The sequence below is a fragment of the Pseudomonas paraveronii genome (assembly GCF_963681955.1).
GTDB lineage: Bacteria > Pseudomonadota > Gammaproteobacteria > Pseudomonadales > Pseudomonadaceae > Aquipseudomonas > Aquipseudomonas paraveronii.
The window spans coordinates 1,910,950-1,936,688 of sequence record NZ_OY817130.1 but is presented as its reverse complement, the minus strand read 5'-3'; the positions used below and the strand labels follow the sequence as shown (position 1 = coordinate 1,936,688).

At 54.7% G+C, this 25,739-nt stretch carries 20 protein-coding genes; 10 read left to right on the top strand and 10 right to left on the bottom strand.

Translation table 11 applies throughout. The annotated features are described in order from the left end of the window. The first annotated feature begins 717 nt into the window (after positions 1–717). The 10 genes from wecB to U5A08_RS08785 all read left to right on the top strand — a co-directional run bounded on the left by wecB (position 718) and on the right by U5A08_RS08785 (position 13,297). On the top strand, positions 718–1,851 hold the full coding sequence (wecB, locus tag U5A08_RS08830) for a non-hydrolyzing UDP-N-acetylglucosamine 2-epimerase (protein WP_321851216.1): 1,134 nt from the start codon (positions 718–720) through the stop codon (positions 1,849–1,851). A gap of 3 nt (positions 1,852–1,854) precedes the next feature. Beyond that, positions 1,855–3,120 carry a UDP-N-acetyl-D-mannosamine dehydrogenase gene (gene wecC, locus U5A08_RS08825; protein ID WP_321851214.1) on the top strand — a complete coding sequence of 422 codons (1,266 nt, stop codon included), beginning with the start codon at positions 1,855–1,857 and terminating at the stop codon, positions 3,118–3,120. Positions 3,121–3,252: 132 nt separating this feature from the next. Continuing rightward, positions 3,253–4,497: a hypothetical protein gene (locus U5A08_RS08820; RefSeq protein ID WP_321851212.1), complete on the top strand. Its 1,245-nt coding sequence runs from the start codon at positions 3,253–3,255 to the stop codon at positions 4,495–4,497. Positions 4,498–4,499: 2 nt separating this feature from the next. Next, the gene (locus U5A08_RS08815) at positions 4,500–4,961 is read left to right on the top strand and encodes a serine O-acetyltransferase (RefSeq protein ID WP_158683860.1); all 462 of its coding nucleotides are present in this window, start codon (positions 4,500–4,502) and stop codon (positions 4,959–4,961) included. Between the two features lie 21 nt (positions 4,962–4,982). Beyond that, the gene (locus U5A08_RS08810; RefSeq protein WP_321851209.1) at positions 4,983–6,602 is read left to right on the top strand and encodes an O-antigen ligase family protein; all 1,620 of its coding nucleotides are present in this window, start codon (positions 4,983–4,985) and stop codon (positions 6,600–6,602) included. Then, positions 6,602–8,440 (top strand): asparagine synthase (glutamine-hydrolyzing), encoded by a 1,839-nt coding sequence (gene asnB / locus U5A08_RS08805; protein WP_321851207.1) that lies wholly within the window; start codon positions 6,602–6,604, stop codon positions 8,438–8,440. The genes U5A08_RS08810 and asnB overlap by 1 nt, the downstream gene beginning before the upstream one ends. Positions 8,441–8,489: 49 nt before the next feature. Next, the gene (locus U5A08_RS08800) at positions 8,490–10,136 is read left to right on the top strand and encodes a heparinase II/III family protein (RefSeq protein ID WP_321851206.1); all 1,647 of its coding nucleotides are present in this window, start codon (positions 8,490–8,492) and stop codon (positions 10,134–10,136) included. A gap of 7 nt (positions 10,137–10,143) precedes the next feature. After that, entirely contained in the window at positions 10,144–11,322 is a 1,179-nt protein-coding gene (locus tag U5A08_RS08795) for a glycosyltransferase family 4 protein (protein ID WP_321851205.1), read from the top strand. A gap of 2 nt (positions 11,323–11,324) precedes the next feature. After that, a complete protein-coding gene (locus U5A08_RS08790; RefSeq protein WP_321851203.1) occupies positions 11,325–12,284 on the top strand; it encodes a UDP-glucose 4-epimerase family protein in 960 nt (319 codons plus the stop codon). Continuing rightward, positions 12,281–13,297, top strand: coding sequence for an MraY family glycosyltransferase (locus U5A08_RS08785; RefSeq protein ID WP_321851202.1), 1,017 nt, complete (start codon positions 12,281–12,283; stop codon positions 13,295–13,297). The genes U5A08_RS08790 and U5A08_RS08785 overlap by 4 nt, the downstream gene beginning before the upstream one ends. Before the next feature lie 64 nt (positions 13,298–13,361). Here the strand turns inward: U5A08_RS08785 and U5A08_RS08780 are convergent, their stop codons facing one another. From U5A08_RS08780 to gyrA, 10 genes are all read right to left on the bottom strand, one after another. Beyond that, entirely contained in the window at positions 13,362–13,604 is a 243-nt protein-coding gene (locus U5A08_RS08780) for a LapA family protein (RefSeq protein WP_201022037.1), read from the bottom strand. Positions 13,605–13,625: 21 nt separating this feature from the next. Continuing rightward, positions 13,626–13,919, bottom strand: a complete 294-nt coding sequence (gene ihfB, locus U5A08_RS08775; protein WP_104903666.1) for an integration host factor subunit beta — start codon at positions 13,917–13,919, stop codon at positions 13,626–13,628. 131 nt (positions 13,920–14,050) lie between these two features. Beyond that, positions 14,051–14,335 carry a hypothetical protein gene (locus U5A08_RS08770; protein WP_104903667.1) on the bottom strand — a complete coding sequence of 95 codons (285 nt, stop codon included), beginning with the start codon at positions 14,333–14,335 and terminating at the stop codon, positions 14,051–14,053. Between the two features lie 162 nt (positions 14,336–14,497). Then, positions 14,498–16,192 (bottom strand): 30S ribosomal protein S1, encoded by a 1,695-nt coding sequence (gene rpsA / locus U5A08_RS08765; protein ID WP_253394215.1) that lies wholly within the window; start codon positions 16,190–16,192, stop codon positions 14,498–14,500. A 119-nt stretch (positions 16,193–16,311) separates the two neighbouring features. Next, a complete protein-coding gene (gene cmk / locus U5A08_RS08760; protein WP_253394214.1) occupies positions 16,312–17,001 on the bottom strand; it encodes a (d)CMP kinase in 690 nt (229 codons plus the stop codon). Next, positions 16,998–19,208, bottom strand: coding sequence for a bifunctional prephenate dehydrogenase/3-phosphoshikimate 1-carboxyvinyltransferase (locus tag U5A08_RS08755; protein ID WP_321852195.1), 2,211 nt, complete (start codon positions 19,206–19,208; stop codon positions 16,998–17,000). The genes cmk and U5A08_RS08755 overlap by 4 nt, the downstream gene beginning before the upstream one ends. Before the next feature lie 28 nt (positions 19,209–19,236). After that, the gene (gene hisC / locus U5A08_RS08750; RefSeq protein ID WP_321851201.1) at positions 19,237–20,349 is read right to left on the bottom strand and encodes a histidinol-phosphate transaminase; all 1,113 of its coding nucleotides are present in this window, start codon (positions 20,347–20,349) and stop codon (positions 19,237–19,239) included. Between the two features lie 9 nt (positions 20,350–20,358). Then, positions 20,359–21,453, bottom strand: a complete 1,095-nt coding sequence (gene pheA, locus U5A08_RS08745) for a prephenate dehydratase (RefSeq protein ID WP_253394211.1) — start codon at positions 21,451–21,453, stop codon at positions 20,359–20,361. Continuing rightward, on the bottom strand, positions 21,453–22,538 hold the full coding sequence (gene serC, locus U5A08_RS08740) for a 3-phosphoserine/phosphohydroxythreonine transaminase (RefSeq protein WP_321851200.1): 1,086 nt from the start codon (positions 22,536–22,538) through the stop codon (positions 21,453–21,455). Before serC ends, pheA begins: the two co-directional genes overlap by 1 nt. 238 nt (positions 22,539–22,776) lie before the next feature. Beyond that, positions 22,777–25,431 (bottom strand): DNA gyrase subunit A, encoded by a 2,655-nt coding sequence (gyrA, locus tag U5A08_RS08735; protein WP_321851199.1) that lies wholly within the window; start codon positions 25,429–25,431, stop codon positions 22,777–22,779. Positions 25,432–25,739: the final 308 nt, after the last annotated feature.

Here is a 25,739-nt window from a genome sequence, read left to right as displayed (position 1 = left end):
CACTCGCGGGATTCGTCCATCTTACCCGCCCCCGCGCCGATGACAGTCACACAAAACCAGTATAACCGGCGCACTAGGATTCACACCCCAGTCTCTGTAATGCTAGTGTCTAAATTGATCAGATTAAAAAACTGAAATATTTACATTTTTTATTACTTTAATCAAAGACACCTAAGGCGCAGTGTGATTGCTCCAAACACATTGACTGCAAAAAAAATGGCGCCATGCAAATCCCTACTGCCAACCGCCAGAAATATCACGGCCTTGAAAAACCATTGGAAAAGAAGGCTATAATCTTAATCACATCAAAAACTCAGCAATAAAACGTCACAAAAAAATGATAGACATGCGTTGTAGACGCATCCGTGACCTCAAACGTTATTTTGTACGAATAGCCATGCCAACGATGCCAGTCCATGCGCAACGCAGCAAGGGTGCAACAAGAGGGCGCTGATTCAAATGCAATACCCAGCTGTAAGAAACCCCTTACAGCAACCCTGAGTCCAGCGTCGACTCACAAAACGGGCTCTAGATGGGCTTTTGAAAAAAATACAGGCAGGCGTTAGCCCCCTGTCATGTAAAAAGCAGCGAAGAGAAGTGAGTAAACACGTTATCAAAAAAGCTTAGACGTTCAAGGAACTATAAAAATTTACGACTCCCCCGCCGCATGATTAACAGAAGCGTGTGGTGAAATTCATTTTTAACACTGGTGTGGCAATGATCTTGAAAACCTTGTGTGTATTCGGCACGCGTCCTGAAGCAATTAAAATGGCCCCTTTGGCGCTGAGACTTGCTGCAGACGAGCGCTTCGATGCCAAGGTCTGCGTAACCGGACAACATCGCGAAATGCTGGATCAGGTGCTCAACCTGTTTGAGATCGCTCCGAACTTCGATCTCAATATCATGAAGTCGAGCCAGGATCTGACTGATGTCACCAGCAGCATTTTACAAGGGATGAAAGGTGTCTTCGCCAAGTTCAAACCCGATATCGTCTTGGTGCATGGGGATACAGCGACGACCTTCGCGACAACACTAGCGGCCTATTATCACCAGATCCCCGTCGCTCACGTCGAGGCAGGTCTGCGCACCGGCAATCTCTACTCACCGTGGCCAGAAGAAGCCAACCGCAAGTTGACCGGCGCGCTCGCGGCTGTACATTTCGCGCCTACAGAAACGTCCAGGCAGAACCTGCTGAGAGAAGGGGTTGATGCTGGATGCATCCATGTGACTGGCAATACCGTTATTGATGCGCTGCTTGAGGTTGTGGCAAGAATCAAAAACAGCCCCGCTCTGCAACAGAAGTTTCACCAACAGTTTTCATTCCTGGGTGAAGAAAAACGAATCATCCTCGTCACCGGCCACCGTCGCGAAAGCTTTGGCGACGGTTTCGAGAAAATTTGCCAGGCCCTGATCAAAACGGCCAAAGACTTTCCTGACGTCCAGATCGTCTATCCCGTTCACCTGAATCCAAACGTACGCGAGCCGGTCAATCGATTGTTGGCGGGCATTCAAAATGTTCATTTGATCGAGCCCCTGGATTATTTGCCATTCGTCTATTTGATGGAGCGTTCGCACCTGATTCTCAGCGACTCAGGCGGCATACAAGAGGAAGCTCCATCACTGGGCAAACCTGTGCTGGTCATGCGCGACACTACTGAGCGCCCGGAAGCCGTCGAAGCGGGTACCGTCAGGTTGGTCGGTACCGACATCGAGGTCATTACAAATAATCTGCGCAGTCTTCTGACGGACCCTGACGTTTATCACCAGATGAGCTTCGCGCACAACCCTTACGGCGACGGAAAGGCATCCGCTCGGATCCTTGAAGCTCTTTCCCAAATCAAAAAAGGCTAATCCATGAGCTTTGAAACTATTTCTGTAGTCGGCCTAGGCTACATCGGACTCCCTACTGCCGCCGTTTTCGCAGCAAGAAAGAAAAAAGTTATCGGCGTCGATGTCAACGCACAAGCGGTAGCCACGATCAACCGTGGTGATATCCATATTATCGAACCGGATTTGGACATCGTCGTACGCACCGCGGTAACTGAAGGTTATCTGAGGGCGACCACCATCGCCGAACCCGCCGATGCGTTCCTGATTGCAGTGCCGACCCCCTTCAAGGGCGACCACGAGCCTGATCTCTCTTATATTGAAGCGGCTAGTAAATCCATCGCCCCGGTACTGAAGAGAGGCGACCTGGTAATCCTCGAATCGACTTCTCCTGTGGGAGCCACTGAGCAAATGTCCGCGTGGCTGGCGCAAGCACGGCCAGACCTGAGCTTCCCGCAGACGCTGGGCGAAGCATCGGATATCCGTATTGCGCATTGTCCAGAACGCGTCCTACCTGGGCACGTGTTACGAGAGTTGATTGAGAATGATCGGATCATCGGCGGCCTGACCAGAAAATGCTCGGAAGCCGCAAAGCACTTATATCAAACATTCGTTAAGGGCGAATGCATCATTACCGACGCACGCACAGCCGAAATGTGCAAGCTCACTGAAAACAGTTTCCGCGATGTGAACATTGCTTTTGCCAATGAACTGTCGATGATTTGCAAAAAACTTGAGATTAGCGTATGGGAACTGATTCGCTTAGCCAACCACCACCCGCGAGTCAACATTCTGCAACCGGGCCCGGGTGTTGGCGGGCACTGCATTGCTGTCGATCCTTGGTTTATTGTCAGTAAGACGCCTGATGATGCGCGCCTGATCCGGACCGCTCGCGAAGTGAATGATAGTAAGCCAACATGGGTACTGGACCAAGTAAGGCTTGCGATTGGTAAGTTCCTGCAGGCGCATCCCTCCAAGACAGCCAAAGATGTGACAATCGCTTGCCTGGGCCTGGCATTCAAGCCAAACATCGACGACCTTCGTGAAAGCCCATCCCTGGAAATTGCGGTGCAAATCGCAAAAAACCACCCAGGTACCGTGCTGGCGGTGGAGCCCAACATCGAACAAATACCAGAACGCCTGAACGGTCTTGCAGCATTGAGCGACATTGATAACGCGCTGTCCTTGGCTGATGTCGTTGTTCTGCTTGTGGACCACAGTCCGTTCAAGAACATCTCAAAAGACCAATTGTCATCACGACAAGTCATTGATACCCGCGGCGTCTGGGCCTGAAGGCATCAGGCTCAAACATAATGGTCTGGCGGAAAACACAGGTTTCCGCCAGATCTTATGCGATGACGCAATAGCGGTCATCAGGTACTCGCGGAATAGCATTTGTCGTAATAAGTTTGACGAGGTCTTAGCATGTTCAATCTACTGATTCAGGCGCTGACACTGTTAAGTGGATTAGTTGTCAATTTTGTCATCCCAGGGCTGTATGGCCTGGAGGCTTATGGCGCCTTTATTAAGGCTAACGTACTGGTATTTCTATTTCAGAAGCTCCTAGACATCATCAACGAACAACTCATTGCCAGCGTGGAGGCCGAGTACATACTCGTCACCTCACTGTTTATGGCGGTGTTGATTTTTCTACTTTTCAGCGCGATGAATCTTATCGATAGCATCGGCAATCCTTTGTTATTAGGCGTGATGCTGCTCAGTTCAGCATGCTTGTTATCGCTCTTCGGCCTACGCCTTCAACGGTGGATTGTCGGCTATCTGATGATTTTCCTATGTGTGTTTTTCTCGGCGCTTCTCATCAGTTACCAAAAAATATTGCCATTGAACATCGTTGATGTGCTGATTCTGACGAACCTGCTACCCTGCTTGTTTGCGATTGCGGTACTGGTCTGTCATGGCGCACGGTTGCCCATGGGGAAACAGCTACTGTCTACTTGCAAAAACGTCGTGGTATTACTACCGAGAATGGTATCCATCACTCTGGTATTCAATCTATTTACCAATATCCTCCCTTTTATCCTTTCAAAAAGCCTTCCCGTCCGAGATCTCGGACTTTTCCGGGTGAGCGTATCAATCATTCAATCGGCGACAAGTTTATTTCCCATCAATGTCAGGGCAGTATTCGTCGCTTTCGTTTCTGGCGGCCAGCGCCAGGAGCAATATAAAATCATCATGTCAACGGCGCTACTGTACTTTGCTCTGGCAGGACTGACAGGTTACGCAGCCGGCTGGCTATTTCCCCAGTATTCCGCCTACTTAGCGATGCTACCCTGCTTACCTGTGCTTTACTGGTCCGTAGTGACAGAACGCTACCTCGTGGCCTGCGGACTTCATCGCAAGGTCATCGTCGTCAACCTGATCATTGCCCCCCTGGCAGTGGCCGGAATGATTCTCTTTGTTCACGGTCTTAAGCAGGCAGAGCTCTTTTACGCTATAGGATTCTCGGCGTACCTGTTATTTCTGCATGTTATGTGCCAACCCGGAATCCGGTTGTCAGTGGTTTTCTGGGTAGCACTACTTTCGCCAATCGCAGTAATCATGAAAGACATCAGCTTGATCTGGGGCGTACTTTATATGGGTTCGCTTACAATTATCGCAGCAGGAGTGCTTCGGCTTCGACTGGCTGATCTTCGCACATTGAGGTTTTGACAGTGAATGCAGTGAAACTATATCGAATAGGCCATTGGTTCTACCAGCGCCGAATCCCCGTCTTGCCGGGCTTTGTTCGCAACCTGATCTTTCTGTTGTTCAACTCGTACATCCCGGTTTCGGCAAACATCGGAAAGGGCACCATTTTCGCTTACGGTGCGATTGGGGTCGTGCTCCATGCGAATGCCAAAGTGGGGGACGGATGTGTACTGGGTCAGGGAATCACAATTGGCGCTGCCGAAGGTTATGTAACAAGTGAGATCAATCGATGCCCGGTCATTGGGCATAACTGCTATATCGGAGCGGGCGCCAAGATCATTGGCGATATAAAAATCGGTGACAACTGTCAAATTGGCGCGTCAGCTGTAGTACTAAAGGATATCCCTGACAACTCAATCGTTGTAGGAGTTCCGGCCAGAATTGTCGGACAAACGTCCGCAGACTACAAGGCAATACGCCCCTGATATGGCAATTGGAGCATCGCGATGAATGGCAGTGACTACTTTAAAAGCAGCCTGATGATTGCAATATCAGCCTGCGTTGCTATTCTACTTACGCAGAATGCCGGTGTGCTTTTTTATATCGGCATACTAGGAGGCCTGTTCCTAGTGCTGGCCGCCGTCGCTTCGCCATGGCACGGTTTATTGGCATTATTCCCGCTGGTATTTGCGCTGCGCCCCGCGCCGCCATCCGTAGGTACCCAAGAGTTAATATTTGCCGCACTCACGGCAACGGTGTTCGTCAGCACCTTTATCAGACTTCTTCGTATCCGAAGCATAAAATCCATTTTTCGTTTCTTTGCCTGGCCACTTTTGATCGGCACTGGGTTACTGTGCCTCAACTTATTGATTGCGATGAAACACCATGTCCCTGTACAAGATTGGATCAGGGGCGTTACACCCTTTTTATTTATATTTGCGCTCATGCCCGTATGCGTACTTATCAACGGTGAGCAAAAAAACATTTATTGGATTGGCGCCTCGATCGGCGCACTGGTCTTATTGAGCGCAGGCCATATCGTTTTGTACTATTTCCAATATGATATATGGCAACCGTACTGGACCGTGTTGGTGGATGGAGAACAGATAAAGTTGTCACGGGAAGCCGCACTGAATATGGCAAATACCGTAGGCCCCCTGCGGGACCGGATAACCATGCTGTTACCGCAGGCGACAGATGCACTGCTGCCTTCTGGAATGGCCGCAGGTTTTGTTATCAACACATTAACGCGAAACCGATATATCGCACTGGTGAGTGCCTTCATATCATTGCTTTGCCTGACAGCGGTGCTGATCACGTTAACGAGAAGCATGTTGATCAGTGGCGTCGCTACCATTGCTCTATTCTCAATCTATATTTTTATCACTCACAAAAATCTCCGTGTAAAAATTTCTGCCAACATTACCACTCAACTGGTATTAGGCTTGGTATTCATCTTCTCCACCGGTATGGATCAATCTTGGCTGGGGCGCTTGAACTCCCTGTCCGACGTAGCACTGCCAATGACTACCGCCCCCATCTCGTCAAATACCCCAGAGAACACGGAAATAATCGTTTTAAATACCATCACGAAAAAGAAAGAGGATTTCAACGTAGCATCTAGAGTCAAAGAATACGAAATTGCATGGGACATGTTTTTGAGCAGCCCCGTATTCGGTAATGGAATAGGTGTAAAGCATGAAATGCACTGGGAAAAACCTGACGGCTCATCACTTATAGAACTTGTTGGATACATACACAACTGGCCTTTGTATATGCTAATGGTGAGTGGAGTACTAGGACTCCTGACCTACACACTAATTATCGTGGGCCCCGCCCTGTACAAACTGGCCACTCTAAAATCCGAGCCCAACTATTTGACAGTTATTCGCATGACCGTCATGACCATGGCTATATATGGATTATTTTTTGCGGTCTTTCGATTGATCTCTTTCAACATACTGCTCGCCACAGCATGGGGATTAATTTATGCGCAAAAATGGCCTATGCAAAAAATCAGTGACAGCGTAAAAAACACGGAATTGAACACCCCCCAATGCTCAGCAACCGAACACGCCATAAAAAACAAAGTTACTGACCAACAAAATAGGGAGCAACCAGTTTAATGTGCGGTTTAAGTTTTTTTGCGGTCAAACGCGATACTCCTGCGCCACGAGACCAATTGCAAGCGAGTCTCGCGGCCACCAAGCATCGTGGCCCAGACGCTTCCGGCACCTATTTCGCCGAAATTGCCAACCACCAAGTTGGACTTGGTCATAATAGACTCAGCATTTTGGATCTTTCGGCAACTGGCAGCCAGCCGATGTTTACTGGCAATGGAATTAGCATCGTATTCAATGGAGAAATCTTTAATCATCATGAACTACGTAACCAGTTGATCGAACAAGGCTACACATTCAATGGCACCTCCGACACCGAGGTAATCCTTCAATTGTATGTAGCATACGGGGACCACGCCTTCAAACGTCTGCAAGGAATGTATACATTTGTCATTCTGGACAAACCGCGCCAGAAAACATTCTTGGTAAGGGATGTGATCGGGATAAAGCCGGTATATTGCTACACTGGCGAATATGGCATCTATGCCTGCTCCGAAATCCGTGGCCTCAAGTGTTATTCGGACGTCGTGACTGAGATCGACAATGACGACGTTTTTGAGTTCTTCAACAACGGCTTCCTCTACGAGCCGAACACCGGCTACAAAGCTATCAAAAAGCTAATGCCGGGGACTTACCTTGAGTTCGATCTATTGACCGGCGACTGCAGGACGCAGCGGCACCAGACCATAACGAGCTACACATCAGAACAGAGCCTTGCAGAAAATGTACGCTCAGCTGTCACGCGGCAATTGGAAGCAGACGTTCCAGTGGGTGTATTTTTCAGTGGTGGCGCTGATTCGAGCATACTGGCAAGTTTCACAGGTGCAGCAGATCTTTTTTTTGCAAAGTACGAAGCAACGGTTGACTCCGTCATCGACATGAGGTTTTCAGCTGAAATCGCCGATTACCTGCACAAAAATCTGGTCGTCACAGAGATTCTTGATTCAAAAGATGATGTTTTCGAGTCGATCGATTTTGTCGCCGCGAATACAGAAGAGCTGGTATCCGATTACACCTTCTGGGCCACCTACCGCTTATCGGCTGAAGCCAGGAAGAGCGGATACACAGTGATGCTCAGTGGAATGGGCGGAGACGAAGCATTTGCTGGATACCCACGCTACAAGGTCCTGAAGCATCACCGGTTGATCCGTCTGCTCTACCCGGTCTTGAACGCGCTGCTGAAACTGAAGCTATTCCCCAAGCAACTTGACAAGAAATTTGAGCGGCTGGTTTCCTATGCCGAAGAAAGCTATTGGCCTCTGGCCTATTCTCGAATGCTGGGATATTTTTCGCGCCAAGAACTCAAGGGCTTTTTCCGCGATTTTGCGGGGCTGGAATGCCACTACAAACAACGCTTGAACGCTGTACTCCTTGATTACAGTGGTGATCCGGCAGACAAGGTAAAATGTGCACAACACTTTGACCTGACAGGTTTTCTCAGTCATAACCTCAGCGTCTCTGACAAAGCCAGCATGCTCGCCAGTATTGAGCTGCGCGTTCCACTGCTGGATGAACGAATTGTTGCGAAAGGCTTGGCGACCTCCAGTGCCGATTTGTTGAAAGGCGGCAATCCCAAGGCGCCACTTAAGACTCTATTAAAAAGCCTGCTACCCGCCTCACTTGTCGATCGTCCAAAAACCGGATTCAACCCCCCTCTCGATGGCATTATCCGTCGCATTGGCTCAGAACGCCTGCTGTCAGAGTTCGAACGTATTTATGCTTACCTGCGACCTGAAGAAGTAGAGAAACTGGTCAAAAACCATTTCATGGGTACCGCCAATAACACCTACAAGCTATGGCAGGTGTTGTACTTCGAACGCTGGCTAAAACATAACTTTCCATGAGCATCACTAAAATCAACCAATCTGACTTTTCACTATTCAAGTGTTTCTCATGGGCAATACGTTAATGCATCGACTACTAAAGCTCTACCATACGGTAAAACTGTTGCGGATGAAGCAGATTTTCTATCGACTGTATTATCGTTACGCTAAAATCAGTTCTTTTACTGCCCCCACACCTGTCAAACGGATGAGTTTCGGCTTAGCGAATCCACCGCACTGGAGTTCTTCGCACTTTACAGCTGACGAACAGTTCGAATTTATGGGCCTTAAAGCACCGATTGAGTGGAGCAATCAACAGCGCCCGAAGATCTGGCAGTACAACCTGCACTACCTTGATCACCTCGTGTCATCAGACCGCACACGACCTGATTTTGATAGAACCTTGGTAAACAGCTGGATTGCCGGCAACCCACCCTATGCAGGTTGCGGCTGGGAGCCTTATACACTTTCACTGCGCATTGTGAACCTCATTAAATGGTTCAATCAGCAGCCCACCCTTGAGCCGAAGTGGCTGGATAGCCTAGCCATACAATGCCATGCACTCTCAGAGCAGGTTGAGCACCACATCCTCGCCAACCATATATTTGTGAATGGTAAGGCGCTGCTATTTGGCGGCTGCTTCTTAGATGGTGCAGATGCTGAACGTTGGCAATCTGCCGGATTGAAGATACTGGACACAGAGGTCAAAGAGCAGTTTTTGGCTGATGGCGCGCATTTTGAACTATCCCCCATGTACCACGCGTCCTTGCTTTGGGACATGTGTGACTTAGTGAATTTAGCCACTCATACTGCAATACCAACACTAAGAACACGCCTTCCCGAGTGGAAAAAAATTATTAAAAAGGGCATCGTCTGGCTGCGCAGCCTCCAGCACCCGGATGGAGATATACCATTTTTTAACGACTCGGCATTGGGTATTGCCCCAACATTAGGCAATATTGAAATATATGCCAGCGAACTGGGGTGTTTACCAGCAAACAACAAGCCAAAGCCCTTGGCTGTTTACGCAGAACACCATATCGAAAGTGGTTACGTGGCGGTTAATTTCAGTGACGCCAGCAAGGCGCTTTTGAACCTGACACAAGTAGCCCCCGACTATCAACCCGGACATACCCACGCGGACACCTTGAGCTTCGAACTCAGTTTGTTTGGGCATCGAGTGTTCGTTAACTCCGGAACCTCGCAATACGGTGAAGACTCCGAACGTCATCGCCAACGCAGTACTGCGGCACACAATACAGTCGACGTTAATGATGAAAACTCATCTGAAGTATGGGCAGGCTTCAGGGTCGCACGCCGAGCACGAACGACACTGAGTTTGATCGAACAAAATGAAAACGCCGTGCATATTCGCAGCAGTCACGATGGCTACCAGCGATTGAAAGGCAAAAATCTGCACACGCGTGAATGGATAGCTACACCGGGCGAATTACAAATCCGCGATTCGGTCACAGGCGATTTCAACCGAGCATTAGCCAGGCTCTACGTACACCCCGAAGTCAAGATTATTCAAAATGGCGACACCTTTACGTTAACGCTCCCAAGAGGTCAGGTCGCCGTCGCTACCGTACAAGGCGCGAAAAGTGTCAGCTTGATTTCTGCTACGTGGCATCCAGTATTCGGTGAATCAATTCCAAACCAATGCATCATTGCTGAACTGTCATCCACCGTGCTGAGCACTCGTATAACCTGGTGAGGTTTATTTGAAACTTTTAATTTTGAGCTTCTATTACCAACCTGACCTTTCGGCGGGTTCCTTTCGCTCAACCGCGTTGGTAGACGCGCTGCTCAAGCGACTGCCAGTGGATGCTCATATCGAATTGATTACAACCCTGCCAAACCGCTATAGCACCTTCACTAGCGCAGCGCCGGAACTGGAAGAGCATCCTCGCCTGACGGTGCGAAGAGTCGCCCTGCCCGCCCACAAAAGCGGAATGATTGATCAAGCCAAGGCTTTTCTGGTTTACGCAAATACTGTGCGCAAAATAATAAAAGACAAGCGCCATGACCTTGTCTATGCCACCTCTTCACGCCTTATGACGGCAGTGCTGGGCGCCCTCATCGCACGCAAACAAAAAGCTCCGCTTTATTTAGACATTCGCGATATTTTTGTTGATACGATCAAAGATGTTTTACCGAAGAAACTGGTTTGGCTAATGAAGCCAATACTTTCGCTACTCGAAAGATTTGCCATCACCTCAGCGAAAAAGGTGAATCTGGTTTCTGAAGGATTTTATCCGTACTTCAAATCACGCTATCCAGACCAGAGCTATTCATTTTTTACAAACGGCATCGACAGCGAGTTCTTGAGCGCCCAGCCGTTGGAAATCACAGTTAGCTCGCCGAAGGTGATGGACGTCGTCTATGCCGGGAACATTGGTGAAGGCCAGGGCCTACATCATATCGTCCCGTTTTTAGCAAAACAGCTCGAAGGCGTGTTGCGATTTCGGGTAATCGGTGACGGAGGCCGGCTGGCGCTTCTAAGAGAAGCCATTACGGCGCAAGGATGTACTAATGTTGAATTATTAACCCCCGTCAAGCGCGATGAGTTGATTCAGATTTATCAGTCTGCGGATGTGCTCTTTCTACACTTGAACGACTATGATGCGTTTCGCAAAGTTTTACCGTCGAAACTGTTCGAATACGCTGCGCTGGGCAAGCCGATCTGGGCCGGCATATCCGGTTATGCGGCGAATTTTGTTTCCATGCATATCGAAAACGCGGCTGTCTTTGAGCCTTGCGATGTCGCCGCCGGGGTAAAGGCCCTCGAAACCTTGACTATCGCGACCAGCCCCCGCCATGCCTTCGTAGAACATTTCGATCGCATTAGTATCATGCGTGAAATGTCAGAAGACGTTCTTTCACTCCTAGAGACTACTTGATCATGCAAATCCTCCTGACAGGAGCGAGCGGTTTCGTTGGTCGTGGTCTAGTTCCCCCATTATTGGCACGACGACACAACATCACCGCTGCCATGCGCAACCTGAATGCAGAGTTTGATCAGCACATTGACCAGGTTCAGATAAGCGGGCTGTCCGCAGATCAGAAGTGGCAGCCATTGCTGGCTGGCAAAGATCTAGTGATCCATTTGGCGGCTCGTGTACACGTCATGAGTGACAACTCAGCCGACCCGCTAGTCGAATACCGCCGGGTCAATGTTGATGGAACCCTCCATTTGGCGCGGCAAGCCGCCGATGCCGGCGTCAAACGCTTCATCTTCATCAGCTCAATCAAAGTTAACGGAGAAAGCACCACGGGGGGCATGGCTTACACGGCTGATGGTCCGACGGCGCCAACCGACCCTTATGGTATCTCCAAGATGGAGGCCGAACGCGGTCTACGTGCCTTAGCAGACGAAACAGGGATGGAGGTTGTGATAATCCGTCCCGTTCTTGTGTATGGCCCCGGCGTGCAGGCGAACTTTCTCAGCATGATGTGCTGGCTGCATAAGGGCCTGCCATTGCCGCTTGGCGCTATCCATAACCAACGCAGCCTGGTCGCTCTGGATAACCTCGTTGACTTGATAGTGACCTGTGTCGAACACCCTGCTGCAGCAAACCAAACTTTTTTAGTGAGTGATGGCGAGGATCTCTCGACTACAACGTTGTTACGCCGTATGGCCAAGGCTATCGGGAAGCCCGCACACCTACTGCCCTTACCCGCCTGGATGCTCGAAGCCGGAGCCGCCATATTGGGGCGACGGGCTCTCGCACAACGATTATGTGGCTCTCTACAAGTAGATATCTCCAAGACTCGCGAACTCTTGGGATGGACACCACCGTGCAGCGTGGATGACGCACTGCGTAAAACAGGCAAACATTTTTTGGAACTACACGCTAAATGAATATGTGGTGGCTGTTACCGGCTGCGACCCTTGTCGCACTTATTCTGACAGGTGCCTTGCGCCATTACGCACTCGCCAGAAGCCTGATCGATATACCCAACGCGCGCAGTTCGCATGTCGTACCGACCCCCAGAGGCGGCGGAGTATCGATCGTTATAAGCTTTTTGCTTGCCCTGGTACTGACTGCAAACCTGGGTGCCGTCGCCTGGTCTTTTGCCTGGGCGCTTTTGGGCGCCGGTGCCGGTATCGCAGTATTGGGGTTTCTTGACGACCATGGCCATATTGGTGCTCGCTGGCGCCTACTCGGGCATTTCATTGCGGCTGCTTGGGCACTTTTCTGGGTTGGCGGACTTCCGCCGCTGGAACTACTAGGGTTTTCAATCGACCTTGGCTGGGTCGGTCATGTGTTGGCGGCTGTTTATTTAGTCTGGCTGTTAAACCTATACAATTTCATGGACGGAATTGATGGCATAGCCAGCGTCGAAGCAATTTGTGTCGGTCTCAGCAGTGCTCTGCTGTATTGGCTTGCCGGATATGATCGTTTGGCGCTGCTGCCGCTGCTATTAGCATTTGCGGTTGCGGGCTTCCTGTATTGGAACTTTCCTAGAGCGCGCATCTTCATGGGCGATGCCGGCAGTGGCTTTTTGGGAGTCACGCTGGGGATACTGTCATTACAGGCAGCCTGGACTGCGCCGCAGCTCCTTTGGAGCTGGCTAATCCTGCTCGGCGTGTTTATTACCGATGCCACTTGGACCCTGCTGCACCGCTTGTTGAGGGGGGAAAAAGTTTATGAAGCACATCGCAGCCACGCTTACCAATTTGCTTCACGCCAGTTTGGCAAACACTTGCCGGTAACCCTGACGGTGGCGGCAATCAATATTGGTTGGCTGCTCCCCATGGCACTGCTGGTCAGCGGTAACATATTGGATGGGGTAATTGGGCTACTTCTGGCCTATCTACCGTTAGTTGCGTTAGCGGTAAAGCTCAAGGCAGGAGCTAAAGAGATTTGCTGATCGACTCCGGGATGGCAGCCGCCTTCCCGTCTCTATATGAGCAGAGCGACGTCACTTTACGCAGTCAAGCCAAATGCTTGCGGCGTCGCGCTCTTATAGTACGGCTTGCAATCCAACCAACCAGAGGGCCCACCGTCATACCGAGAAGTAAGGCAGCCACGATAAAGACAGATACTGGAAACTGTGGCACGACCCACCCAAAAAACCGTAGAGAAACCACCTGTTGGTTCTCCAGCACGAACGCCAGAATGCAGAGCAAAACCAAAAGTATCACCAAAATACCAAGCACGCGCTTGAAGCTACTCATGACTTACTCCCTGAACGAGTTTCAAACCTCGTCCTCTTCCTCGTTGACCCGGTCTCGCAACTCTTTACCTGGTTTGAAATGCGGAACGAACTTACCATCCAGGCTGACGGACTGTCCGGTTTTAGGGTTACGGCCTACGCGCGGGGCACGGTAGTGCAGCGAGAAGCTACCGAACCCTCGGATCTCAATGCGATCGCCTGTGGCCAGGCATTGGGACATTTGTTCAAGCATGGTCTTGATGGCCAGCTCCACATCCTTGGATGAGAGCAGCCCTTGATGGGTGACAATTCGTTCGATCAACTCCGACTTCGTCATATTTTTCCCTTCTTTTTCAAGCAGCTAGGAAAAGCGCTTCAAAGGTTTTAGCATGACTTGATGAATTTGAACAGCCCATGCAATAACTTATCTACCCGCCAGATCGACTTCACTATCAAGCGCTTACACGCTCAATTGCAGATCACCAGCATCGTGCGGGTAACGGCGCCTGCCGGGTTCCAGCCGAACAAATAATCTCCTTCCTCGTCCTTGGCATCGCTGGACCTGGTGACGACCTTGTACCCCTGCATCTTGCACTCTCGAGCCGCGCGCTTCTCGCACTTCTCCCAGTTGGAGCCCAAGCCTGAGCAGTCGATCTCGATGCCACTGACGCCATGCCGGGCGTGAGTCTTGGCATTGGTGGCGGCGCAACCTGCAAGCATGGCCATTGCGAACACTAAGATGAGCCTGTTCATTGAAAATCCTTACTGAATCAGCAACACGTGAATAGCTTATCCAAAGACTATAATCAGTTCTGACACCGATCAGCTCTACGTGGTTCTAAGTTGTTGATTCAACAAATTTCAGGCACAAAAAAGGGCGACCGAAGTCGCCCTTTTTCTATGGTCTGACAGAACTTAGTTCTGTTTTTCCATTTGTGCACGCAGCAGGTCGCCCAGAGTGGTCGGACCCGAAGCGATGTCAGAGGTAGCTGGCTTGTCGCGCAGGCTCTGGATAGCTTCTTTCTCTTCGATCTCGTCCTTGGACTTGATGGAGAGTTGGATCACGCGGCTCTTGCGGTCAACGCTGATGATCTTGGCTTCTACTTCCTGGCCTTCTTTCAGAACGTTGCGCGCGTCTTCAACGCGGTCACGGCTGATTTCGGAGGCTTTCAGAGTCGCTTCGATATCGTCGGCGAGAGTGATGATGGCGCCTTTAGCGTCAACTTCTTTCACGATGCCTTTAACGATTGCGCCTTTGTCGTTCTCTTGAACGTACTCGGAGAACGGATCGCTTTCCAGTTGCTTGATACCCAGGGAGATGCGCTCGCGCTCTGGGTCAACCGACAGGATAACGGTGTCCAGCTCGTCGCCCTTCTTGAAGCGACGAACAGCTTCTTCGCCCACTTCGTTCCAGGAGATGTCGGACAGGTGAACCAGGCCGTCGATGCCGCCGTCCAGACCAATGAAGATACCGAAATCGGTGATCGACTTGATGGTGCCGGAGATTTTATCGCCCTTGTTGAACTGGCCAGAGAAATCTTCCCATGGGTTAGATTTGCACTGCTTGATGCCCAGGGAGATACGACGACGCTCTTCGTCGATGTCCAGAACCATAACTTCCACTTCGTCGCCGACTTGTACGACTTTCGAAGGGTGGATGTTTTTGTTGGTCCAGTCCATTTCGGAAACGTGTACCAGGCCTTCAACGCCTTCTTCCAGCTCAGCGAAGCAGCCGTAGTCAGTCAGGTTGGTAACACGCGCGGTGACGCGGGTGCTTTCTGGGTAACGGGCTTTGATAGCGACCCATGGATCTTCACCCAGTTGCTTCAGGCCCAGGGAAACACGGTTGCGTTCGCGATCGTATTTCAGAACCTTGACATCGATCTCGTCGCCAACGTTGACGATTTCGGAAGGATGCTTGATACGCTTCCAAGCCATGTCGGTAATGTGCAGCAGGCCATCGACGCCACCCAGATCGACGAATGCGCCGTAATCGGTGAGGTTTTTGACGATACCTTTGACTTGTTGGCCTTCCTGCAGGGATTCCAGCAGAGCTTCACGCTCGGCGGAGTTCTCTGCTTCCAGGACGCTGCGACGGGAAACGACAACGTTGTTGCGTTTCTGATCGAGCTTGATGACCTTGAATTCGAGTTCCTTGCCTTCCAGGTGCGTGGTGTCGCGCACTGGACGGACGTCGACCAAAGAACCTGGCAGGAACGCACGGATGCCGTTAACGTCGACAGTGAAGCCGCCTTTAACCTTACCGTTGATAACGCCCTTGACCACTTCTTCAGCTGCGAAGGCTGCTTCGAGAACAATCCAGCATTCAGCGCGCTTGGCTTTTTCACGGGACAGCTTGGTTTCACCGAAACCGTCTTCAACCGAGTCCAGAGCAACGTGAACTTCGTCACCGACATTGATAGTCAGATCGCCAGCGTCGTTGTAGAACTGCTCAAGCGGGATGAGTGCTTCAGACTTCAGACCAGCGTGAACGGTTACCCAGCGAGCTTGGTAATCGATATCAACGATAACACCGGTGATGATGGAGCCTGCCTGAAGGTTCAGGGTTTTTAGGCTTTCTTCAAAGAGTTCCGCAAAGCTTTCGCTCATTTTAATTCCTGTTGATAAGGGCGAAGAATACGCCCATCTCCACGCCCCAGACGGTGTGGGTTAGTTTCAATTAAAAGAAGCACCGCAGGACTATGACTGGTCCCCTGCAGACTTCTTGGTCACCCGGTGATATCGCGAAGGGCGATTTCACTCAAGATGCGTTCCAGCACCTGCTCGATGGACAACTCCGTGGAATCCAGCTGTATGGCATCAGCCGCCGGCTTGAGCGGGGCTACTGCGCGCTGGGTATCACGCTCATCGCGTGCACGAATCTCATCTAGCAGACTCGACAGACTAACACCATCGACTTTGCCCTTCAACTGCAAGTAGCGGCGACGCGCGCGTTCCTCGGCACTGGCGGTCAGGAAAATCTTCAGCGGCGCCTCGGGAAACACCACCGTGCCCATGTCGCGGCCATCGGCCACCAGGCCCGGCGGCTCCTGAAACGCCCGCTGGCGCTGCAGCAGCGCATCACGCACGGCGGGCAGCGCGGCAACTTGGGAAGCCCAGGAACCGACTTGCTCATTACGCAGGTCATCGGTCACATCATCCCCTTCCAGGATGATGCGCTGGGGATGACCTTCTGTCGCACCGACGAACTGCACGTCAAGGTGCGCCGCCAGCAGCTTCAGGGATTCTTCGTTGGTCAGGTCGACGCCGTGGTTGCGGGCAGCAAACGCCAGCAGACGGTACAGCGCGCCGGAATCCAGCAGGCACCAGCCCAGGCGCTTGGCCAGGATGCCGGCGATCGTGCCCTTGCCCGAGCCGCTTGGCCCGTCGATGGTAATCACCGGTGCTTTGATATTCACAATTGAGCCTCTTGGGCAACACGAATGCCGACTTGGGCACACAGTGTAAGAAAATTCGGAAAAGACGTAGCGACATTGGCGCAGTCACGGATACGAATCGGCGCCGTTGCTCGCAGCGAAGCCACGCTGAACGCCATCGCAATCCGGTGATCGCCATGGGCATGGACCTCACCACCGCCCATCAGGCCACCGTCAATGATAATCCCATCAGGGGTGGGTTCACACTTCACGCCCAGCGCCAACAGACCGTCGGCCATGACCTGGATACGGTCGGACTCCTTGACGCGCAACTCTTGCGCGCCGCGTAAGACGGTTCGCCCTTGGGCGCAGGCAGCGGCAACAAACAGCACGGGAAACTCATCGATCGCCAGCGGCACCAGCGCTTCGGGGATCTCGATCCCTTTCAGCGCGGCAGCACGCACCCGCAGGTCGGCCACCGGCTCGCCGCCCACTTCACGCGGGTTTTCCAGGGTGATATCCGCGCCCATCAGCCGCAGGATGTCGATTACCCCGGTGCGCGTCGGATTGATCCCAACATGTTCCAGCAACAGCTCGGAACCTTCGGCAATCGAAGCCGCCACCAGGAAAAACGCCGACGAGGAAATATCCCCCGGCACTTCAATATGGGTGGCCGTCAGCGCATGGCCCGACTCGACCGTCGCCGTTGCACCTACCACCTCCACCGGATAACCAAAACCGCGCAACATGCGCTCGGTATGGTCGCGGGTCGGGGCCGGCTCGGTGACGGAGGTCTTGCCCTCGGCATACAGGCCCGCCAGCAGCAGGCAGGATTTGACCTGCGCACTGGCCATCGGCAGCGTATAGGTCAGGCCTTTCAACTTTTGGCCACCACGAATGGTCAGCGGCGGACGCCCTTGCGGGCCGGTCTCGATCACTGCGCCCATTTCCCGCAGCGGCTCAGCCACGCGATTCATCGGGCGCTTGGACAGCGACGCATCGCCGGTCAGCACGCTGTCGAAGCGCTGCGCGGCGAGCAAGCCGGACAACAGGCGCATGGACGTGCCGGAGTTGCCGAGATAGATTGGCCCCGGCGCCGGCTTCAAGCCGTGCAACCCGACACCATAAATGATCACGCGCCCATGGTGCGGCCCCTCGATCACCACGCCCATGTCGCGAAACGCCTGCAAGGTCGCCAGGGCATCTTCACCCTCAAGGAAACCCTCGACTTCGGTCACGCCCTCAGCCAACGAACCAAGCATGATCGACCGATGGGAGATCGACTTGTCGCCCGGCACCCGAATACGCCCGCTCAAGCGGCCGCCCGGGTTGGCGAGGAAAGTCAGGTCATCGGCGTTCACAGCGGTTTCCATGTAGGCCCGGCGCGCCAGGATCTTGCTGAAATGTTCACGCGCCACCCGCGCACGGGTAAACACGCCCAATAACTGGTGGCCATCCCCGGCATCGACCGCGTCGCGCAAGGCGTCAAGGTCGCTGCGGAAGGTGTCCAGGGTGCGCAACACAGCCTCGCGGTTGGCGAGGAAGATGTCATGCCACATCACCGGGTCGCTGCCGGCGATCCGCGTGAAATCGCGAAAGCCACCGGCGGCATAGCGGAAAATCTCGAGGTTTTCGTTGCGCTTGGCCAACGAGTCCACCAGGCCGAACGCCAGCAGATGGGGCAGATGACTGGTCGCCGCCAGCACTTCATCGTGGCGCTCGACCTGCATATGTTCCACATCCGCGCCCAGCTCGCGCCACAGACGGTCGACCACGGCCAAGGCCGCCGGATCGGTTTGCGCCAGTGGCGTCAGAATCACTTTATGCCGACGGAACAACTGCGCATTGGACGCCTCCACCCCGCTCTGCTCGGAACCGGCAATCGGGTGGCCCGGCACAAAACGCGCGGGCATCTCGCCAAACGCCAGCTGCGCCGCACGCACCACATTGCCCTTGGCACTGCCGACGTCGGTGAGGATCGCCTGGCCAAGGTCCATGCCGGCCAGTACCGCCAGCAACTTCTCCATGGCCAGGATCGGCACGGCGAGCTGAATCACATCGGCGCCCTGGCACGCGAGCGCCAGGTCGGCTTCACAGCGATCGACGACCCCCAACTCAACCGCCAACTTGCGCGATTGCGGGTCCAGGTCCACGCCGACCACTTCGCCACACAACCCGCTCTCGCGCAGGCCTTTGGCGAAGGAACCACCGATCAAGCCCAGACCGACCACCACCAGGCGACCGATCATAGGCACAGCAGGTTGCAATGCAGTGACATCAACCACGAGCCAGAACCTTGGCCAGCGCCTCCAGGAAGCGACTGTTCTCAGCCGGCAGGCCGACGGTGATGCGCAGGTGGTTCGGCATGCCGTAGTTGGCCACCGGACGCACGATCACGCCTTCGCGCAGCAAGCCCTGGAATACCGGGGCCGCCACCTGACCGAGATCGACGCAGATAAAGTTGCCCTTGGACGGAATCCAGCCCAGACCCAGCTCACGAAAGCCGGCCTGCAACTGCAACATGCCGCTTTCGTTGATGCGCCGCCCTTCTTCCAGGTACTCGGCATCCTGCAACGTTGCGCAGGCCGCCGCGAGGGCGAGGCTGTTGACGTTGAACGGTTGGCGCACACGGTTGAGCACATCAGCCACCACCGCCGTCGACAGGCCGTAGCCGACGCGCAGCGATGCCAGGCCATAAGCCTTGGAGAACGTGCGCGAAACCAGCAGGTTCGGGTAGGCCGCGAGGAAATCCAGGCCATCGGGCAGGTCGCTGCCTTCGGCGTACTCGATGTAGGCCTCGTCCAGCACCACCAGCACATGTTCCGGCACATCCTGTAGGAAGTCGTTCAGTGCCTGCGCATCGAACCAGGTGCCGGTCGGGTTGTTCGGGTTGGCGATAAACACGACGCGGGTCTGCGCATCGATCGCCGCCAGCATGGCCGGCAGGTCGTGGCCCCAGTCCTTGGCAGGAATCACCCGCGCTTCGGCACCGACGGCCTGGGTGACGATCGGGTAGACCGCAAACGCGTGTTCGCTGAACACGGCGTTCAGGCCCGGCGCCAGATAGGCGCGACCGACCAGTTCAAGAATGTCGTTGGAACCGTTGCCCAGGGTCACCTGATTCAGCTCGACCCGGCACTTTTGCGCCAGCAGGGACTTGAGGGCAAAACCGTTGCCATCCGGATAACGGGTCAGCTCGGCCAGCTCTTCACGAATCGCTGCCAGGACCTTGGGGCTCGGGCCCAGCGGGTTCTCGTTACTGGCCAGCTTGACGATCTTCGCCGGGTCCAGGTTCAACTCACGCGCCAGCTCGTCCACAGGCTTGCCTGGAACGTAAGGCGACAGTTGCTGCACGCCCGGCTGCGCCAGGGCGAGGAAGTTGCCACTCATGTTAACGCCTCACAAAACCGCTTTCGGGTAAGAGCCCAGCACCTTGAGTGCCACGGCTTCCTGACTGATTTTCTCGAGCACGCTTTTGACCAGCGGGTCGCGGTGATGGCCGACGAAGTCGATAAAAAACACGTAGGTCCATTTACCGCTGCGCGAAGGACGAGTCTCGATGCGCGTCAGGTCGATCCCGTTGTCGTGGAACGGCACCAGCAGTTCATGCAGCGCGCCGGGCTTGTTGCTCATGGAGACGATGATCGAGGTCTTGTCGTCGCCGGTGGGCGGCACTTCCTGGCTGCCGATCATCAAAAAGCGCGTGGAGTTGTCCGGGCGGTCTTCGATTTTCTCGGCCAGGCGCGTCAGACCATACAGGCTCGCGGCCATATCCCCGGCAATCGCCGCCGAATTCCACTCGCCCTTGACCCGCTTGGCCGCCTCGGCGTTGCTGGACACCGCCACGCGCTCGACATTCGGGTAGTGCGCATCCAGCCACTTGCGGCACTGGGCCAGGGACTGGGCGTGGGAGTAGATGCGGCTGATGCTGTCGGTCTTGGTGTTTTCACCCACCAACAGGTGGTGGTGGATGCGCAGCTCGACTTCGCCGCAGATCACCATGTCGTGCTCAAGGAAGCTGTCCAGGGTGTGGTTGACCGCGCCTTCGGTGGAGTTTTCCACCGGCACCACGCCAAAATTCACCGCGCCGGCCGCCACTTCACGGAACACTTCGTCGATCGCCGCCATCGGCTTGCTGATCACCGCGTGACCGAAGTGCTTCATCGCCGCCGCCTGGGTGAAGGTGCCTTCCGGGCCGAGGTAAGCCACTTTCAGCGGCTGCTCAAGCGCCAGGCAGGAAGACATGATTTCACGGAACAACCGCGCCATCTCTTCGTTGCCCAACGGCCCCTTGTTGCGCTCCATCACACGTTTGAGCACCTGGGCTTCACGCTCCGGACGATAGAACACCGGCACTTCGCCTTCCGCCAGGGACGCCATCTTCACCCGCGCCACTTCCTGGGCGCAGCGCGCGCGCTCACTGATCAGCTCCAGGACTTTCTCGTCCAGGCTGTCAATGCGCACGCGCAGGGCCTTGAGTTCTTGCTCAGACATTAGCCGTGTTCCTTTTCGAACTCTGCCATGTAGGCCACCAACGCGTTGATGGCATTGATATCGACAGCGTTGTAGATGGAGGCGCGCATACCGCCCACCGAACGGTGACCCTTGAGGTTCAGCAGGCCACGCGCCTCGGCACCGACCAGGAACGGCTTGTCCAGGCGGTCGTCGGCCAGACGGAACGGCACGTTCATCCATGAGCGATCGGTCAGGTTGATCGGGTTGCTGTACAGGCCGCTGGCGTCGATGAAGTCGTACAGGGTGCGCTTCTTCACTTCGTTGAGCTTGCCCATGGCGGCAACACCGCCCTGCTCCTTGAGCCACTCGAACACCAGGCCCGAGAGGTACCAGGCAAAGGCCGGCGGCGTGTTGTACATCGAGCCGTTGTCGGCCGCGACCTTGTAGTTGAGCATGGTCGGGCACATCGAACGGGCGCGACCGAGCAGGTCTTCACGGACGATGTTGACCACGATGCCGCTCGGGCCGATGTTCTTCTGCGCGCCGGCGTAGATCATGCCGTACTTGGACACGTCGATAGGCCGCGAGAGGATATCCGAAGACATGTCGCACACCAGCGGCACATCACCCACTTGCGGCACCCAGTCGAATTCCAGGCCGCCGATGGTTTCGTTGGCCACGTAGTGTACGTAGGCCGCGTCCTTCGACAGCTTCCACTCGTTCTGACCTGGAATCGCGAAGTAATCGTAAGGCTTGGCGGTACCGGCGACGTTGACGTTGCCGTAGCGCGCAGCTTCTTCGATGGCTTTCTGCGACCAGATACCGGTGTCGATGTAATCGGCCGTGCCGTCTTCGGGCAGCAGGTTCAGCGGCACCTGGGCGAACTGCTGGCTCGCGCCGCCCTGCAGGAACAGCACTTTGTAGTCGGAGGGAATGTCCAGCAAGTCGCGCAGGTCCTGCTCGGCCTTGGTGGCGATGGACACGAACTCATCACTGCGATGGCTCATTTCCATCACAGAGAGGCCTTTTCCATGCCAATCGAGGAGTTCACCCTGCGCGCGCTGCAGGACTGCTTCAGGAAGCGCCGCGGGACCGGCACAGAAGTTATAGGCTCTCTTGCTCACATCCAATCTCACTCTGATCTGGTGGGGGTGGTGCAATAAATCGAATATTAACTGCTAACGCTGCCTGTAGGAGCGGGCTTGCCCGCGAAAAACGCAAGATCACAGCGTTTATCCAGGATGCACGCGTTATCGTTGACGATTTTCGCGGGCAAGCCCGCTCCTACAGGGGGAGCATTGATATTTCAAAGGTGACAAACAACAAGGGGCGAATCTTCATCCGCCCCCCTTGCTTGTCCGCTTATTCCTGCGGTTCTTCTTCGTCTGCGGCAGCGTCGAGGGTCGGTTCGTCGACGTTGTCATCGCCGGTTGCGATCACCTCGCCGTCAAATGCCTCGCCTTCCAGTTCTTCGCCTTCGACTTCCGACGGTTCCTGAACGCGCTCCAAGCCTACCAGCGTCTCGTCGCTGGCCAGCTTGATCAGCGTCACGCCCTGGGTGTTACGACCCAGGCTCGACACTTCGGCAACACGGGTACGCACCAGGGTGCCCTGGTCGGAAATCAGCATGATCTCCTCGCCATCGAGCACCTGGACCGCGCCGACCAGACGGCCGTTGCGATCGTTGCTGACCATGGCGATAACACCCTGGCCGCCACGCTTGTACTCCGGGAACTCGCTGATGGCAGTACGCTTGCCATAACCACGCGCCGAAGCGGTAAGGATCTGGCTGCCTTCTTCCGGGATCAACATGGAAATCAGCTTCTGCCCTTCCGGCAGACGCATGCCGCGCACACCGCGGGCGGTACGGCCCATGGCTCGCACGTCGGACTCTTTGAAGCGCGTCACTTTGCCGCCATCGGAGAACAGCATGACTTCACGCTCGCCATCGGTGATGGCTGCGGAGATCAGTACGTCGCCTTCATCCAGCTCCAGGGCGATCAGGCCCACGCTGCGTTGACGGCTGAAGGATTCCAGCGGGGTCTTCTTCACGGTGCCCTTGGCGGTGGCCATGAAGATGAAGTGACCTTCGGTGTATTCATCGACCGGCAGCATGGTGGTGATGTATTCATCACTGTCCAGCGGCAGCAGGTTGACCAACGGACGACCACGGGCGGCGCGGGAGGCTTCCGGGATTTCGTAGGTTTTCAGCCAGTACACCTTGCCTTTGCTGGAGAACAGCAGCAGCGTGGTGTGGCTGTTGGCGACCAGCAGGTGAGCAATGTAGTCCTCATCCTTCACGCCGGTAGCCGATTTACCTTTACCGCCACGACGCTGGGCCTGGTACGCAGCCAATGGCTGGGTCTTGGCGTAGCCACCGTGGGAAATGGTCACGACGCGCTCTTCTTCCGGGATCATGTCACCCAGGGTCAGGTCCAGACGGGCATCGAGGATTTCGGTGCGGCGCACGTCGCCGTATTCGGCGCGGATCACTTCCAGTTCTTCGCGGATCACTTCCATCAGGCGCACGGCGCTGTTGAGGATGCGGATCAGCTCGCCGATCTGGTTGAGGATCTCCTGGTACTCGGCCAGCAGCTTCTCGTGCTCCAGACCGGTCAGGCGGTGCAGGCGCAGTTCCAGGATGGCCTGGGCCTGTTCCGGCGACAGGAAATACTTGCCCTCGCGCAGACCGTATTGCGGGTCGAGGGTCTCGGGACGGCAGGAATCGGCGCCGGCACGTTCAACCATCGCCACGACGGCGCTGGATTCCCACGGCATCTTGATCAGCGCTTCCTTGGCTTCCGACGGGGTCGGCGAAGCCTTGATCAGAGCGATGACCGGGTCGATGTTCGACAGCGCAACTGCCTGGCCTTCCAGGATGTGGCCGCGCTCGCGGGCCTTGCGCAGTTCGAATACGGTACGGCGGGTCACGACTTCGCGACGGTGACGGACGAAGGCTTCCAGCAGATCCTTGAGGTTCAGGATGCGCGGGCGACCGTCGATCAGGGCCACGACGTTGATACCAAACACGCTTTGCAGCTGGGTCTGGGCGTAGAGGTTGTTGAGGATCACCTCAGGCACTTCGCCACGACGCAGCTCGATCACGACGCGCATACCGTCCTTGTCGGACTCGTCGCGCAGCTCGGTGATGCCTTCGAGCTTCTTCTCCTTGACCAGCTCGGCGATCTTCTCGATCAGACGCGCCTTGTTCAACTGGTAAGGCAGCTCGGTGATGACGATCTGCTGACGGCCACCGACCTTGTCGATGTCTTCGATCATCGAGCGGGCGCGCATGTAAATGCGGCCACGGCCGGTGCGATAGGCTTCGATGATGCCGGCGCGACCGTTGATGATCGCGGCAGTCGGGAAGTCCGGACCGGGGATGTATTGCATCAGCTCATCGACGGTCAGCTCAGGGTTGTCGATGAGGGCCAGGCAACCGTCGATGACTTCACCGAGGTTGTGCGGCGGAATGTTGGTGGCCATGCCCACGGCGATACCGCTGGAGCCGTTGACCAGCAGGTTGGGAATCCGGGTCGGCATGACCGCCGGGATCATTTCGGTGCCGTCGTAGTTCGGCACCCAGTCCACGGTTTCTTTGTGCAGGTCGGCCAGCAGCTCGTGCGCCAGCTTGGTCATGCGCACTTCGGTGTATCGCATGGCCGCGGCGTTGTCGCCGTCGACCGAACCGAAGTTGCCCTGGCCGTCTACCAGCAGGTAGCGCAGGGAAAACGGCTGGGCCATCCGAACGATGGTGTCGTACACCGCAGTGTCGCCGTGAGGGTGATACTTACCGATCACGTCACCGACAACACGGGCAGATTTCTTGTACGGCTTGTTCCAGTCGTTACCCAGCTCGCTCATCGCGAACAGCACACGCCGGTGCACGGGCTTCAAGCCATCGCGCGCATCAGGCAGTGCCCGACCGACAATTACGCTCATCGCGTAGTCGAGGTAGGACTGTTTCAGCTCGTCTTCGATATTGACCGGGAGGATTTCTTTGGCCAGTTCGCCCATGAGAAGCCTGATTCCTTTTTCGGGTGAAACCTCGTCACATCCATATGGGACGAACGAAGCTCGCCGCTGCCGGCATGGTGCCTGGCAACGACTTACGACAAATCAACGAGTTATGACACGGATCTGCACGTTAAGGGCAGCCCCTCGGGGCGGCCCTGGAAACCGCCGGATGTTATCACAATCGCCGCCACGCACCTATCCCCCTGACGGGCATGGAGCGTAGTAAGTTGACGGATGACAGGCTTGAGGACGACGAGAGGGCCTCAGAGCCGGGGTGGGGCTGTTTTTACCCGGCAGATCCGAAGAAT

What these genes read in the sequence shown, in the direction of transcription:
- wecB (WP_321851216.1), top strand. Translation starts at nt 718, where the DNA reads ATGATCTTGAAAACCTTGTGTGTATTCGGCACGCGTCCTGAAGCAATT.
- wecC (WP_321851214.1), top strand. Translation starts at nt 1,855, where the DNA reads ATGAGCTTTGAAACTATTTCTGTAGTCGGCCTAGGCTACATCGGACTC.
- U5A08_RS08820 (WP_321851212.1), top strand. Translation starts at nt 3,253, where the DNA reads ATGTTCAATCTACTGATTCAGGCGCTGACACTGTTAAGTGGATTAGTT.
- U5A08_RS08810 (WP_321851209.1), top strand. Translation starts at nt 4,983, where the DNA reads ATGAATGGCAGTGACTACTTTAAAAGCAGCCTGATGATTGCAATATCA.
- asnB (WP_321851207.1), top strand. Translation starts at nt 6,602, where the DNA reads ATGTGCGGTTTAAGTTTTTTTGCGGTCAAACGCGATACTCCTGCGCCA.
- U5A08_RS08800 (WP_321851206.1), top strand. Translation starts at nt 8,490, where the DNA reads ATGGGCAATACGTTAATGCATCGACTACTAAAGCTCTACCATACGGTA.
- U5A08_RS08790 (WP_321851203.1), top strand. Translation starts at nt 11,325, where the DNA reads ATGCAAATCCTCCTGACAGGAGCGAGCGGTTTCGTTGGTCGTGGTCTA.
- U5A08_RS08785 (WP_321851202.1), top strand. Translation starts at nt 12,281, where the DNA reads ATGAATATGTGGTGGCTGTTACCGGCTGCGACCCTTGTCGCACTTATT.
- U5A08_RS08780 (WP_201022037.1), bottom strand. Translation starts at nt 13,604, where the DNA reads ATGAGTAGCTTCAAGCGCGTGCTTGGTATTTTGGTGATACTTTTGGTT.
- ihfB (WP_104903666.1), bottom strand. Translation starts at nt 13,919, where the DNA reads ATGACGAAGTCGGAGTTGATCGAACGAATTGTCACCCATCAAGGGCTG.
- U5A08_RS08770 (WP_104903667.1), bottom strand. Translation starts at nt 14,335, where the DNA reads ATGAACAGGCTCATCTTAGTGTTCGCAATGGCCATGCTTGCAGGTTGC.
- rpsA (WP_253394215.1), bottom strand. Translation starts at nt 16,192, where the DNA reads ATGAGCGAAAGCTTTGCGGAACTCTTTGAAGAAAGCCTAAAAACCCTG.
- U5A08_RS08755 (WP_321852195.1), bottom strand. Translation starts at nt 19,208, where the DNA reads ATGATCGGTCGCCTGGTGGTGGTCGGTCTGGGCTTGATCGGTGGTTCC.
- hisC (WP_321851201.1), bottom strand. Translation starts at nt 20,349, where the DNA reads ATGAGTGGCAACTTCCTCGCCCTGGCGCAGCCGGGCGTGCAGCAACTG.
- pheA (WP_253394211.1), bottom strand. Translation starts at nt 21,453, where the DNA reads ATGTCTGAGCAAGAACTCAAGGCCCTGCGCGTGCGCATTGACAGCCTG.
- gyrA (WP_321851199.1), bottom strand. Translation starts at nt 25,431, where the DNA reads ATGGGCGAACTGGCCAAAGAAATCCTCCCGGTCAATATCGAAGACGAG.